Below are 12,287 nucleotides of genomic sequence, written 5' to 3' on the forward strand. Positions count from 1 at the left end.
ATGATCCTCCTGGGTGGGCGCCTTGGGGTTTTCCCGTCAAAGCGCCGTCGCCACGGTGATCCCCGCGTCGCACAGCGCACTGACGTCGGGTAGAGCATCGGCCGGTGGCCCTGATGGCCTCAACGAACTTCTACGGACTTGCGTGGATTCACCCGAGCGCGTCGATCGCGGACGTGATCAGCTTGCGGGCGTTCGCTCCGTAGACCGCGACATCGGACAGCCGCTTGAACGTGCGTACGTACTCGGAGACTTCAAAAGGCTGCGTGACCGTGAGATTCGCCGTCACCAACTCCACGGATGCCTGTTCGTCGTCGAAGACGGAGAAGGACTCGGTCGGCCATGCGTCGCCGCGCTCCACTCCCATGGGAATGATGCCGAGGCTTACCGACGGCTGGAAGGCCGCCCCGATGAGATGGCCGAGTTGACCGGCCATGATGCGGGCATCGCCGATCACCGTACGGAGAACCCATTCCTCCACGAGCATGGCGAACTGCTGACGACCCGCTCGAACGATGTGTTGACGTTCCATTCGCACCGCGACGGCGGCATCGACATCATCCGGAGCACCCCGCAGAGCCGCCACCGTGTTGAGTACGGCGCGGGTGTAGTCGGGCGTCTGGAGGAGTCCGGGGACGACCCACGACTGGTAGAAGCGGAAGCGCTGAGTTCTCTTGAAGAGCGGCAGCACCGACTGCTGCACCTGTTTCAGGCCTCCTCTCTCCAGCCGCCTCCATTCGATGTACATGCCTTCGATGCCACAGGCCGTGGCAATGAGGTCCTCGGTCTGGTCCTCCACCCGGCACAGCACGGTCCAGACACGGATATCGGCGGGTGAGGGGGGAGTCTTACCGTTCTCGATGCGAGAGGTCTTGGACTCGTGCCACCCGGCCGCCGCCGCCAAAGCGCGCGCCGTCATGCCGGAATCCCTACGGATCTCGCGCAGGCGCGCTCCGAGGGCTTCCTTGGCCTGCTGGACGCTGGACGATGACGGCGACGGAGCCACGAGGTGCTCTATGCCGGTTTCACTCGTTGTTCAAGAGGCCTGTACTCCTCGTGTGGGGTCGCCCGTTCCCACACCGACTCGAAGGCCGCCGAACAGAGCTGAACGACGGATGGATCGATCGTCCGTTCCTCGTCTCCTTCCGGGGACAGTTCTCCCTCCCCTGTGAAGTGCAGGAAGACAACCAGGCTGTCGTCCAACAGCCAGAAATCGTTGCCGGGGAGGGCCAGATCCGAAGCCCGGCGGCGGGGAAGCCAGCGGACGCGCTCGCCGGCCGTGGTGTTGCCGGCCGTCAAGTGGTGCTCGAACCGGATGTAGTCGCTGATCGGCTCGGAGACGATCCGAGCCCGGCGGACCTCTACGCCACGACCGGTGATCTCACGCATCAACTGCATCCAGGGACGCTGAGCTGGATCACTGTCCGCGGAGACGCTGCTCCTGTCCTGCTGCCAGGCGAGGAAGCGCGGATCGGATCGCATGTATCCGTCCCGCATCTCCAGGTGCACCGCTGACCGCTCCGCCAGCCGGAACAGTTCGTCAAACGTCGGTTCCGCCGTCACCGCTGGCCTCCGGAAAGAACGTCACCATGTACGTAGGGATCTCCACGACGGTCTCATGGTCGGGCAGGTCCATCTGTGACAGCCGCTCGTCGTCGAGCACTTTCAGACCCTGGACCAAGTACGTGTCGGCCACGTCGTCGTAGTACACGGTCGAGGACTTTCCCTCGGGAGAGTTCGGGTCCTTGCCGAGCATGCGCAGGGCCATGACGACCTCCGATGTCGCGGTTGACGATCTCTGTATGTCAGCTTGCGTCGGACTGACTTGGCAGACCAGGAACTTGCACGAACTTGCGTGATTCCAGGCGCCAGTGACGCCCTCTGACCCCAGAACTGGAGGGGCACGGCCTCGGCTGTCCCTGCCGGGCCTCCCCGACTCACCGACACGCCAGTGACCGTGGGCCCCGCGGGCGCCGCCGTCAGCGGGCGTACTTCTCGACGGCCGCCGGGGTGACAGGGGTGAAGAAGTTGACGAGGTTGCCGTCGGGGTCACGGAACAGCAGCGAGCGGTTGCCCCAGGGCATCGTGGTGGGCTCGTTGACGAAGTCCGCCACGAAGCCGGTCAGGTTCCGGTGCATGCTGTCCACGTCGTCGACAAGGAATTCGAGGATGACGCTGTGATTGTCGGCCGGGCGGGCGGAGCCGGGCGCGAACAGCGGGACCGTGCGGGTGCTGCCGATCGCGAGGGTGGCCGAGGCGATCCTGAGCTCGGCGAAGTCCTCGGTGGACCAGTTCGCCCGCACTCCGGTGACGTGCTCGTAAAAGTCGACAAGGCGGGCGACGTCACCGGTGATGACGCGGACCGAGACGAAGTCCATGGGTTTCTCTCCTATGTGTCGAGGGTTCTGACCGTTGTGCCGAAGGTTCTGATCGCACGCTACGGCTGATACCGGACAGAACCCGCCCGGTATCCGGGGGAGACTTCCGTACATGCCCCGATCCATTGCCCGCGTGCTCACCCTGCTGGAACTCCTGCAGTCGGGCGGCGTCCGGACCGTGGCCGAACTCGCCGACCGGCTCGATGTCGACGAGCGCACGGTGCGGCGGTACGTCGGCCACCTCATCGACCTCGACGTACCCGTCGAGTCGGTGCGCGGTCGCTACGGCGGCTACCGGCTCGCCTCCGGTCACCGCATGCCTCCGCTCATGCTGAACGACGACGAAGCGCTCGCCGTGCTGCTCGGCCTGGTCCTGGGCCGGCGAGCCGGCTTCATGACGGCCACCGGTACGGCGAGCGAGACCGCGGCGGGCAAGGTCCGGCGGGTGCTGCCCGAGCGGCTCCGCCGCAGGCTCGACGCCGTACTCGACTCCCTCGCCTTCACGGACCGGCCCGCCGAGCCGGCCGTCCCGGAAACCGCGGTCCTGCTCGCGATCGCCGACGCGGTGCGCCATCACCGGAAGATCTCGATCCGGTACACCGCCGCCGACGGCCGGCGCAGCGAGCGCACCCTGCACCCGTACGGGCTGGTCGCCCACTCGGGCAGGTGGTACGTGACGGGCGTGGATCCCGCGATCGGCGAGGACCGGACGTTCCGGCTGGACCGCATCGCCGACGCGAGGAGCCTGCCCGGCTCGTTCGAGCCGCCCGCCGGACTCGACCCGGCGGAACGCGTCCTGTCAGGGCTCGCCACGGCTCCCTACCGGTATGAGGTGACGCTGCGGATCCAGGGGACGGCGGAGCAGATCCGCACCCGGCTTCCCGCGAGCGTCGCGGTCGTGGAGGAACTGCCGGCCGCGAGCAGCGTGGAGGAGGAGACCGAGCGCTGGTATCGCGTCGAGATGCGGGTGGACCGGCTCGACTGGCTGCCGGCCGTACTCGCTTCGCTGGACCGGCCGTTCGTCATCGAGCGGCCGGACGAGCTCCGCGGCCTCGTCGCGGCACTCGCCGCCCGGCTCGCGAGTTCGGCCCTGCCGCCACAGGACAGCGGTTCCCGCGCATAAGCCCGACCGGCAGCCTGCCGACCCGCACCCCCGCCGACCCGCACCCGCCGGACCGCACCCCTGCCGGACCGCGCCCCGCCGCGCCAATCCGTTGCGAACCTCAGCCGTCCGATGAGGTTCACCTTGCGTTCACTCTTCCCCGTTGGCCGATTCACCTGATCTGCCTAATTTCGGCCGTACAAGGTGACGGTCACCGCACCGCACCGACCACACCGACGCACGCCGCCGTAGAACGAGAGAAACCGGCGGCTCCTGGAAGGAACACCCGAAGTGAAGCTTCAGCGCAAGAACGGGCTGCGCGCCACCGCGCTCGGTGCCCTCGCCGTCTCCGGCGCCCTGGTTCTCACGGCGTGCGGCTCGGACGACAACACCGGCGGCGACCCGGGGAAGAAGGCCTCGGCCGCGTCGAAGGCCGTGTGTGCCGACGCCAAGGGGCAGCTGCTGGCCTCCGGTTCCAGCGCGCAGAAGAACGCCATGGACCTCTGGGTGAAGAACTACATGACCACCTGCACCGGCGTGGAGGTCAACTACAAGTCCTCCTCCTCCGGTGAGGGCATCGTCGCGTTCAACCAGGGCACCGTGGGCTTCGCCGGTTCCGACTCGGCGCTGAAGCCCGAAGAGGTCGCGGAGTCGAAGAAGATCTGCAAGGGCGGCCAGGGCATCAACCTGCCGATGGTCGGCGGCCCGATCGCGCTCGGCTACAACCTCCAGGGTGTGGACAACCTGGTCCTCGACGCCCCCACGCTCGCCAAGATCTTCGACAGCAAGATCAAGAAGTGGGACGACCCGGCGATCAAGGCGCTCAACCCCGACGCCAAGCTGCCGAGCAAGCCGATCCAGGCGTTCCACCGCTCCGAGGACTCGGGCACCACGCAGAACCTGGGCAAGTACCTGGGTGCCGCGGCCCCGTCCGACTGGAAGTACGAGGCCGAGAAGAAGTGGCCCGCCCCCGGCGGCCAGGCGGCTTCCGGTTCCTCCGGTGTCGCGAGCCAGGTGAAGCAGGTCGACGGCTCGATCGGTTACTTCGAGCTCTCCTACGCCCACTCGCAGAAGATCCCCACGGTCAAGGTCGACACGGGCGCCAGCGCCCCGGTCGAGGCGACCTCCGCGAACGCGTCCAAGGCCATCGCCGCCGCCAAGATCAAGGGCACCGGCAAGGACCTGGCGCTCGACCTCGACTACGCCACCAAGGCCGACGGTGCCTACCCGATCGTCCTGGTGACGTACGAGATCGCCTGCGACAAGGGCAACAAGGCCGAGACGCTGCCGACGGTGAAGTCCTTCCTGGACTACACCTCCAGCGCCGACGGCCAGAAGCTCCTCACCGAGGCGGGCTACGCCCCGATCCCGGCCGAGATCAACGCCAAGGTGCGCGAGACGGTCAAGTCCCTCTCGTAACACCCGTGACGGCCGCCGGCCCAGTGCCGGCGGCCGTCCCCCATCCGGTGCACCGCCGCCAGGGGAGCCCTGCCCTCCCCCACACAGACCGGAAAGATCATGGCTTCCACCACTCCCATAGACACCCCGCCGGCACCGCCGGCCGACCCCCCACCGAACCGCTCCACCGGGAGCGCGGGTGACACGATCTTCTCGGGCCTCTCCAGGGGCTCGGGCATTCTGCTGCTCGTCATCATGGCGTCGATCGCGGGGTTCCTGACCTACCGCGCCGCCATCGCCATCTCGAAGGACGAGGGCAACTTCCTCACCACCTTCGACTGGAACCCCTCCGCGACCCCGCCGGTCTTCGGTATCGCGGTCCTGCTCTTCGGTACGGTCGTCAGCTCGATCATCGCGATGTTCATCGCGGTTCCGATCGCTGTCGGCATCGCGCTGTTCATCTCGCACTACGCGCCGCGCAAGGTGGCCTCGCCCCTCGCCTACGTCGTGGACCTGCTCGCCGCCGTGCCGTCGATCATCTACGGCATCTGGGGCGCCCTGGTCCTCGTGCCGTATCTCGACGGCCTCAACGTCTGGCTCGACCAGTACTTCTCCTGGACGTACATCTTCGACCAGACCCACCCCGGCGTCGCCCGCAACATGCTCACCGTCGGCATCCTGCTGGCGATCATGATCCTGCCGATCGTCACCAGCGTCAGCCGGGAGGTCTTCCTCCAGGTCCCGCGGATGAACGAGGAGGCTGCGCTCGCGCTCGGCGCCACGCGCTGGGAGGTCATCCGGCTGTCCGTGCTGCCGTTCGGCCGCTCCGGTGTCATCTCCGCCTCGATGCTGGGACTCGGCCGCGCGCTCGGCGAGACGATGGCCGTCGCCACGGTCCTCTCCCCGAACTATCTGATCTCGCTCCACCTGCTCGACCCGGGCGGCGGCACGTTCGCCCAGAACATCGCGGCGAAGTTCGACGAGGCCAACGAGTTCGGGCGGGACGCCCTGATCGCCTCCGGTCTGGTCCTCTTCGTCCTCACACTGCTGGTCAACGGCGCGGCCCGCCTGATCATCGCGCGCCGCAAGGAGTACTCGGGGGCCAACGCATGAGCCACGCAGCCGTCACGGACACGCCGACCCCGGTCCCGCCGGAGGGTCCGAGGAAGAGCCTCAGCCGGCGGGGACTGCCCCGCTGGGCACCGGCGGGCTTCGCCGCCGCCGGCCTCGCCATCGGTACGGGCGTCGGAGCGGGCGCCGGACTGAACAGCAAGGTCCAGTGGGGCCTGATCGCCGTGGTCGCCTTCCTGGCCATCTCGTACGTCGTCACCTCGGCGGTCGAGAACCAGCGCCAGGCCAAGGACCGCCTCGCCACCAGCGTCGTGTGGGTCTGTTTCATCCTGGCCGTCATCCCGCTGTTCTCGCTGCTCTGGACGACGATCAGCCGCGGTGCGAAGGTCGTCGACCCGTACTTCCTGACCCACTCCATGGCCGGAGTGCTCGGCTCCGACCCGACCGGCGGTGTCTACCACGCGCTGATCGGCACCCTGGAGCAGGTCGGCATCGCCACCGTGATCTCCGCGCCGATCGGCCTGCTGACCGCCGTCTACCTGGTGGAATACGGGAAGGGCGCGCTGGCCAAGGCCGTGACGTTCTTCGTGGACGTCATGACGGGCATCCCGTCCATCGTCGCGGGTCTGTTCATCCTGTCGATCGTGCTGATGGCCAAGATCGAGCCGTCGGGCCTGCTGGGCGCTCTCGCCCTCGCGATCCTGATGATCCCGGTCGTGGTCCGCTCCACCGAGGAGATGCTCAAGCTCGTCCCGAACGAGCTGCGCGAGGCCGCGCTCGCCCTGGGCGTACCGAAGTGGCGGGTGATCCTGAAGGTGGTCCTGCCGACCGCGATCGGCGGTATCACCACCGGTGTCATGCTCGCCATCGCGCGTATCGCCGGTGAGACCGCGCCGATCATCCTGCTCGTCTACGGCAGCCAGCTGATCAACCCGAACCCCTTCCAGGGTGCCCAGTCCTCGCTCCCCTTCTACATCTACGAGCAGTACAAGGTGGGCGAAGTGGCAGCCGTCGACCGTGCCTGGGGCGCGGCGCTGGTCCTGATCGCGTTCGTCATGATCCTCAACCTGGTCGCGCGCGGCATCGCCCGCTGGAAGGCCCCGAAGACCGGCCGCTGAGGCCCGATATCCGGCTCCGCCGCGCGGGGCCACGAAAGAAGCAGTGAGTGACATGGCCAAGCGAATCGACGTCAGCGGACTGACCGCCTACTACGGCTCCCACCGGGCCATCGACGACATCTCGATGACCGTGGAGCCCCGCTCCGTGACGGCCTTCATCGGCCCGTCCGGCTGCGGCAAGTCCACCTTCCTGCGCACCCTGAACCGGATGCACGAGGTCACCCCCGGCGGCCGGGTCGAGGGCAAGGTTCTCCTGGACGACGAGAACCTGTACGGACCGGGTGTCGACCCGGTGACCGTGCGCCGCACGGTCGGCATGGTCTTCCAGCGCCCGAACCCGTTCCCGACGATGTCGATCTTCGACAATGTCGCGGCGGGGCTCCGGCTGAACGGCCGGTACGGCAAGAGCCAGCTGGCGGACATCGTCGAGAAGTCCCTCAAGGGCGCGAACCTCTGGAACGAGGTCAAGGACCGCCTGAACAAGCCCGGCTCCGGTCTCTCCGGTGGCCAGCAGCAGCGCCTGTGCATAGCCCGCGCGATCGCGGTCGAGCCGGACGTCCTGCTGATGGACGAGCCGTGCTCCGCGCTGGACCCGATCTCCACCCTCGCCATCGAGGACCTGATCGGTGAGCTGAAGGAGCGCTTCACGATCGTCATCGTGACGCACAACATGCAGCAGGCGGCGCGCGTCTCGGACCGTACGGCGTTCTTCAACCTCGCGGCCGTCGGCCAGCCCGGCAAGCTCATCGAGATCGACGAGACCGAGCGGATCTTCGCCAACCCGTCCGTGCAGGCGACGGAGGACTACATCTCCGGCCGCTTCGGATAGGGCGACTGAGCCGTCCTGCGGTGCTGCATGGCGGTGCCACCGCAAGGCGAAGGGCCCGCCCCCTCTCCCAGGGGGGCGGGCCCATTCATGTCTGTCGGCGGGTACGCCGGGGATACGGGCGCGGCGGCACGAGTACGGCGTACGGATACGGAGTTACGGGCACGGCGGTACGGGCGCGGCGTACGGATCCCCCGGTACGGGTCTACGGGCGTAGATTCCGTACCGTCCGCAACCCCCGGCAAGCGCCGGACACGGGCGGTCCCGTACGGATCAGCCGAAGGCCAGGTTCACGAGCCAGAAGCTCACCGCGGCGACCAGTGCCGCCGCCGGCATCGTGATGAACCAGCCGAGAATGATGTTCTTGGCGACACCCCAGCGGACCGCGTTCACCCGCTTCGTCGCCCCGACACCCATGATCGCCGAGGTGATCACATGCGTCGTCGAGATCGGCGCGTGGAACAGGAACGCCGAACCGAACATGATCGACGCGCCGGTCGTCTCCGCCGCGAATCCCTGCGGCGGGTCCAGCTCGATGATCTTGCGGCCCAGTGTCCGCATGATGCGCCAGCCGCCCGCGTACGTCCCGAGGGACAGCATCAGCGCACAGACGATCTTGACCCACACCGGGATCGCGTCGCCCGAGTCCTCCACATCGGCGATGACCAGCGCCATCACCACGATGCCCATCGTCTTCTGCGCGTCCTGGAGACCATGGCCGAGCGCCATTCCGGCCGCCGAGACGGTCTGGGCTATCCGAAAACCGCGCTTGGCCTTGTGCGGGTTGGAATTCCGGAACATCCACATGATCCCGACCATCACCAGATAGCCGACGACCAGACCGATGACCGGCGAGATGAACATCGGGATGACGACCTTCTCCAGCACCCCGGTCCAGATCACCTCGGTCCCGCCGGCCAGCGCCGCGCCCACCATGCCGCCGAACAGCGCGTGGGAGGACGAGGACGGAAGCCCGAAGTACCAGGTGACGAGGTTCCAGACGATCGCGCCGACGAGCGCCGAGAAGAGGATGCCCATCCCCCGCGACCCATGGGGCGTGGCGATCAGGCCTTCGCTGACGGTCTTGGCGACTCCCTGTCCCAGGAACGCGCCCGCGAGGTTCATCACCGCCGCCATCGCCAGGGCGGCACGCGGGGTCAGTGCCCGGGTGGACACCGAGGTCGCGATGGCGTTCGCGGAGTCGTGGAAGCCGTTGGTGTAGGTGAAGCCGAGCGCGACACCGACGGTCACGATCAGTGCAAAGGTGTCCACGAGGTTCAGGACTCCTTGACCGCGATCGTCTCCACCGTATTCGCGACGTGTTCGAACGCGTCGGCGGCCTCTTCAAGCACATCCACGATCTGCTTGAGCTTGAGCACCTCCATCGCGTCGTACTTGCCGTTGAAGAGATGGGCGAGCAGCTTGCGGTGGATCTGGTCGGCCTGGTTCTCCAGGCGGTTGACCTCGATCCAGTACTCGGTGAGGTTGCTCATCGTCCGCAGGTGCGGCATGGCCTCGGCGGTCAGCTCGGCGGCCCTGGCGAGGACCTCGATCTGCTGCTCGACACCCTTGGGGAGTTCCTCGACGTTGTAGAGGACGACAAGGTCGACGGCCTCCTCCATGAAGTCCATGATGTCGTCGAGCGAGGACGCGAGGTTGTAGATGTCCTCGCGGTCGAACGGCGTGATGAAGGAGGAGTTGAGCTGATGGAAGATCGCGTGAGTGGCGTCGTCGCCCGCGTGTTCCGCCGCCCTCATGCGCTCCGCGATCTCGGCCCGGGCGGAGGAATCCGCCCCGAGGAGTTCCATCAGGAGCTTGGAGCCCGTGACGATGTTGTCCGCGGATGCGGCAAACATGTCATAGAAGCTCGTCTCCCTGGGGGTCAGACGAAATCGCACGTGGGGTCCTCGGGTTACATGGATTCGGTCAAAGGCTGATGCTAGGCGCATCATCCGGCCACGGCTAACCGGCATCTCAGTGTCACCCATGGCGCACGGGGATCATTACGGGGCCCTGCCCCAAGGCTCACAGACGGGTACCATATACCCACGTGGGGTATATGGCCCCTTTCGGACAGTATTCCGAACAGCATTTACGGGAGGACGCGATGACGACCACTGAGGCGGCCGGCGCGGCGACGAGCGACGCGCCCTCCACCACCGACGACACCGGCAACGGCACTGGCACCGGCACCGACGAGGCGGTGACCGACGGCCGTACCGACGGAGCCGTCACCACCGACCACGACCGGGGGGTGCACGGCTACCACCACCAGAAGGCCGAGCACCTCAAGCGACTCCGCCGGATCGAGGGCCAGATCCGCGGGCTCCAGCGGCTGGTCGACGAAGACGTCTACTGCATCGACATACTCACCCAGGTCTCCGCCTCGACGAAGGCCCTCCAGTCCTTCGCGCTCCAGCTCTTGGAGGAGCACCTGCGCCACTGCGTGGCGGACGCCGCGGTCAAGGGCGGGGAAGAAATCGACGCGAAGGTGGAGGAAGCGACGAAGGCGATCGCCCGACTGCTCCGCACCTGACCCGCCCGTACCTGACCCGCCCGCGCCGTACGCGACGCGGTGGCCACTTCGTACACAACCCGGCGACCGCTCCGTATACACCCCGGCCGCTCCGCCGCCCCGCCCCGGTGGTCACTCGCCGCGCGCCCCTGTCCGCCGGGCGGGCCGGGTCGTCCGGGCCGGGCAGGGCGAACCGGGCGACCGGGCGGGGGCGCGGCGCTCGACCGTGACGTTCAGCACCTCGTCGATACGGTCGGCACTGAGCCGTTCACCGTCCGCCGCCGATGCCGCGATCATCAGCTCTCCGCACAGCTCGATCTCGGCGAGAGCCACGTGGTCCTGGACGGTCGGCCTACGCAACTGAGCCACGTGCTATCACCTCTTCCTCGCCGGGTCGCTTCCTGGCGCGTCGCCTCCCTAGCGTAGGGAGCGCGACACGCACCGCGCATGGCACGTCTGGACCATTTCCGTCTTGGTCCTCTGTGGTTACGGCTTGATTTGATCTTGTCGACGGAGGCCGCCCGGCCGCACCCTTCGCCGGCGTACGTCGCACGTCACGCCTTGATCTCCCCCGCGAAGATGTCGCCCCGCGGCGGCAGCGCGACGAGGACCTCGACCCCGAACGCGTACAGCAGCGTGGTCGACGCGACGGCGACCGTATGCCCCTGATTGACGTAGCTGAACCGGTGCCTGACCTTCCGCAGCCGTCCGGATTCGTCCAGGTACGCGTCGAACGGCACCGCGTCCTCGCCGAACCCTTTCGCCGCCGCGCCCAACGCCTCGCGCGCGTACGGCGACGCCGCTTTCGCGGCACGACCGATGTCGGTAACCCCGCGGTAGTGCCAAACCCGGGTTCCGGCCAGATCCTGTTCGCCGACAAAGGCCACATTCCGGGCGGCGCGCAGCAGTTCGGCGGCGGTCAGCGGGTCGGTGGCCCCGCCCGTGACCAGGTTCCCGTCCTCCAGGACGGTCGAGTCCACCCGGACCCACTTGTCGGCGGGCACCCCGGCCCCCCGGTTCTTCATGTACAGGGCGGCGGGGGAGAGCAGTTCGGTGATGGGCCGGTGCTCGTTCGCGCCCGCCGGGTCCTTGGGCAGGACGACCCTGAGCCGTCCCATCCGCTTGCCGAAGTCGTATCCGCCCTCGCCACGGATGGTGACCCGGGTCCCGCCGGCCGCCATCTCCATGGACGTACGGGCCTTGGAACTGCCCGACGCCAACAGCACATCGGCCGCCCGCCGCACCGCCGCGGGGTCACGGCCCGGCGGGTCGTCGGCCACCGCGCCACCACCTCCGGAGCACCCGCCGGTGGTGGCCACGACCCCCGCCACGGCCACGACGGCGAAGGTCACGCCCTTGCGTCCGTGCCCCTTCGCCACCATCGCCCGCCAACCCCCAACGCCCAACCGCCGCTTGTCCGAAACCCGCCTTCTCCGGATAACGACGGCCCGCGTTCCCCGTCACGCCGGGGCCCTGTTCCGCGGCGCGAACGCAGCAGTACGGTGGAGACGTGCGTGAACAAGACACCTCCGGTTCCCCCACCGCCACCGCCCCCCACCCCCACACCACCTCGACCGTCGAGCGCGGCGCGTTCTGTCTGGCCCGCTGCAGCTGCGGCTGGTGGGGCCCCGCACGCAGAGCCCGCGACCGGGCCCGTGCGGACGCGGCATCCCACACGTCAACCGCCTGAAGGCCGAGGCCGAAGAGTGACCGGGTGATCCCTGAGGGGTGACGCCTGAGAGGTGATCCCTGAGGAGTGCTCCCGGAAGAGTGACGCCTGAAGGATGACGCCTGAGAGGTAATTCCCCAGGACCGCCCCCTGAGCGTGAGGCGAAACACCACCCGCCCGACGGAACCCCCTACCCCCTGTGACCCGTCCCGT

The 12,287-nt window shown here is 67.9% G+C and carries 15 protein-coding genes; 7 read left to right on the forward strand and 8 right to left on the reverse strand.

Annotation, left to right across the window (positions count from 1 at the left end; translation table 11 throughout):
• Window positions 1-148 precede the first annotated feature (148 nt).
• The 4 genes from ACIQD6_RS32820 to ACIQD6_RS32835 all read right to left on the reverse strand — a co-directional run bounded on the left by ACIQD6_RS32820 (window position 149) and on the right by ACIQD6_RS32835 (window position 2,375).
• Entirely contained in the window at window positions 149-1,003 is an 855-nt protein-coding gene (locus ACIQD6_RS32820; protein ID WP_401889745.1) for a helix-turn-helix domain-containing protein, read from the reverse strand.
• A gap of 8 nt (window positions 1,004-1,011) precedes the next feature.
• A complete protein-coding gene (locus ACIQD6_RS32825) occupies window positions 1,012-1,560 on the reverse strand; it encodes a DUF6879 family protein (protein WP_401889747.1) in 549 nt (182 codons plus the stop codon).
• Window positions 1,538-1,765 carry a hypothetical protein gene (locus ACIQD6_RS32830; RefSeq protein ID WP_401889750.1) on the reverse strand — a complete coding sequence of 76 codons (228 nt, stop codon included), beginning with the start codon at window positions 1,763-1,765 and terminating at the stop codon, window positions 1,538-1,540. Before ACIQD6_RS32830 ends, ACIQD6_RS32825 begins: the two co-directional genes overlap by 23 nt.
• A 211-nt stretch (window positions 1,766-1,976) precedes the next feature.
• Entirely contained in the window at window positions 1,977-2,375 is a 399-nt protein-coding gene (locus ACIQD6_RS32835) for a VOC family protein (RefSeq protein WP_401889753.1), read from the reverse strand.
• Between the two features lie 112 nt (window positions 2,376-2,487).
• Here ACIQD6_RS32835 and ACIQD6_RS32840 point away from each other — a divergent pair, with 112 nt between their 5' ends.
• From ACIQD6_RS32840 to pstB, 5 genes are all read left to right on the forward strand, one after another.
• Complete coding sequence (locus ACIQD6_RS32840) at window positions 2,488-3,498, forward strand: helix-turn-helix transcriptional regulator (protein WP_401889755.1); 1,011 nt, start codon at window positions 2,488-2,490, stop codon at window positions 3,496-3,498.
• A 270-nt stretch (window positions 3,499-3,768) separates the two neighbouring features.
• Window positions 3,769-4,896 carry a phosphate ABC transporter substrate-binding protein PstS gene (gene pstS / locus ACIQD6_RS32845; protein ID WP_401889758.1) on the forward strand — a complete coding sequence of 376 codons (1,128 nt, stop codon included), beginning with the start codon at window positions 3,769-3,771 and terminating at the stop codon, window positions 4,894-4,896.
• Between the two features lie 99 nt (window positions 4,897-4,995).
• A complete protein-coding gene (gene pstC, locus ACIQD6_RS32850) occupies window positions 4,996-5,988 on the forward strand; it encodes a phosphate ABC transporter permease subunit PstC (RefSeq protein WP_401889761.1) in 993 nt (330 codons plus the stop codon).
• The gene (gene pstA, locus ACIQD6_RS32855; RefSeq protein ID WP_401889764.1) at window positions 5,985-7,064 is read left to right on the forward strand and encodes a phosphate ABC transporter permease PstA; all 1,080 of its coding nucleotides are present in this window, start codon (window positions 5,985-5,987) and stop codon (window positions 7,062-7,064) included. Before pstC ends, pstA begins: the two co-directional genes overlap by 4 nt.
• Window positions 7,065-7,116: 52 nt before the next feature.
• Window positions 7,117-7,893, forward strand: a complete 777-nt coding sequence (gene pstB / locus ACIQD6_RS32860) for a phosphate ABC transporter ATP-binding protein PstB (protein WP_401889767.1) — start codon at window positions 7,117-7,119, stop codon at window positions 7,891-7,893.
• 270 nt (window positions 7,894-8,163) lie between these two features.
• On the opposite strand, the gene ACIQD6_RS32865 is transcribed toward pstB, so the two are convergent.
• Together ACIQD6_RS32865 and ACIQD6_RS32870 are read right to left on the reverse strand one after the other, a co-directional pair.
• Window positions 8,164-9,162: an anion permease gene (locus tag ACIQD6_RS32865; protein WP_401889769.1), complete on the reverse strand. Its 999-nt coding sequence runs from the start codon at window positions 9,160-9,162 to the stop codon at window positions 8,164-8,166.
• A 5-nt stretch (window positions 9,163-9,167) separates the two neighbouring features.
• On the reverse strand, window positions 9,168-9,788 hold the full coding sequence (locus tag ACIQD6_RS32870; protein WP_401889771.1) for a DUF47 domain-containing protein: 621 nt from the start codon (window positions 9,786-9,788) through the stop codon (window positions 9,168-9,170).
• 209 nt (window positions 9,789-9,997) lie between these two features.
• Between ACIQD6_RS32870 and ACIQD6_RS32875 the strand changes: the two genes are divergently transcribed.
• Window positions 9,998-10,426, forward strand: coding sequence for a metal-sensitive transcriptional regulator (locus tag ACIQD6_RS32875; RefSeq protein ID WP_401889774.1), 429 nt, complete (start codon window positions 9,998-10,000; stop codon window positions 10,424-10,426).
• Window positions 10,427-10,537: 111 nt separating this feature from the next.
• Here ACIQD6_RS32875 and ACIQD6_RS32880 read toward each other — a convergent pair whose 3' ends face one another.
• Together ACIQD6_RS32880 and ACIQD6_RS32885 are read right to left on the reverse strand one after the other, a co-directional pair.
• Window positions 10,538-10,774, reverse strand: a complete 237-nt coding sequence (locus ACIQD6_RS32880; RefSeq protein WP_401889776.1) for a hypothetical protein — start codon at window positions 10,772-10,774, stop codon at window positions 10,538-10,540.
• Between the two features lie 185 nt (window positions 10,775-10,959).
• Window positions 10,960-11,787 (reverse strand): hypothetical protein, encoded by an 828-nt coding sequence (locus tag ACIQD6_RS32885; RefSeq protein WP_401889779.1) that lies wholly within the window; start codon window positions 11,785-11,787, stop codon window positions 10,960-10,962.
• A gap of 128 nt (window positions 11,788-11,915) precedes the next feature.
• Between ACIQD6_RS32885 and ACIQD6_RS32890 the strand changes: the two genes are divergently transcribed.
• The gene (locus ACIQD6_RS32890) at window positions 11,916-12,095 is read left to right on the forward strand and encodes a hypothetical protein (RefSeq protein WP_401889782.1); all 180 of its coding nucleotides are present in this window, start codon (window positions 11,916-11,918) and stop codon (window positions 12,093-12,095) included.
• Window positions 12,096-12,287 lie beyond the last annotated feature (192 nt).

Origin of the sequence: Streptomyces sp. NPDC088400, from assembly GCF_044753355.1 — a bacterium.
Classification (GTDB): Bacteria; Actinomycetota; Actinomycetes; order Streptomycetales; family Streptomycetaceae; genus Streptomyces.

What these genes read in the sequence shown, in the direction of transcription:
- ACIQD6_RS32835 (WP_401889753.1), bottom strand. Translation starts at nt 2,375, where the DNA reads ATGGACTTCGTCTCGGTCCGCGTCATCACCGGTGACGTCGCCCGCCTT.
- ACIQD6_RS32830 (WP_401889750.1), bottom strand. Translation starts at nt 1,765, where the DNA reads ATGGCCCTGCGCATGCTCGGCAAGGACCCGAACTCTCCCGAGGGAAAG.
- pstB (WP_401889767.1), top strand. Translation starts at nt 7,117, where the DNA reads ATGGCCAAGCGAATCGACGTCAGCGGACTGACCGCCTACTACGGCTCC.
- ACIQD6_RS32875 (WP_401889774.1), top strand. Translation starts at nt 9,998, where the DNA reads ATGACGACCACTGAGGCGGCCGGCGCGGCGACGAGCGACGCGCCCTCC.
- ACIQD6_RS32840 (WP_401889755.1), top strand. Translation starts at nt 2,488, where the DNA reads ATGCCCCGATCCATTGCCCGCGTGCTCACCCTGCTGGAACTCCTGCAG.
- pstC (WP_401889761.1), top strand. Translation starts at nt 4,996, where the DNA reads ATGGCTTCCACCACTCCCATAGACACCCCGCCGGCACCGCCGGCCGAC.
- pstA (WP_401889764.1), top strand. Translation starts at nt 5,985, where the DNA reads ATGAGCCACGCAGCCGTCACGGACACGCCGACCCCGGTCCCGCCGGAG.
- ACIQD6_RS32885 (WP_401889779.1), bottom strand. Translation starts at nt 11,787, where the DNA reads ATGGTGGCGAAGGGGCACGGACGCAAGGGCGTGACCTTCGCCGTCGTG.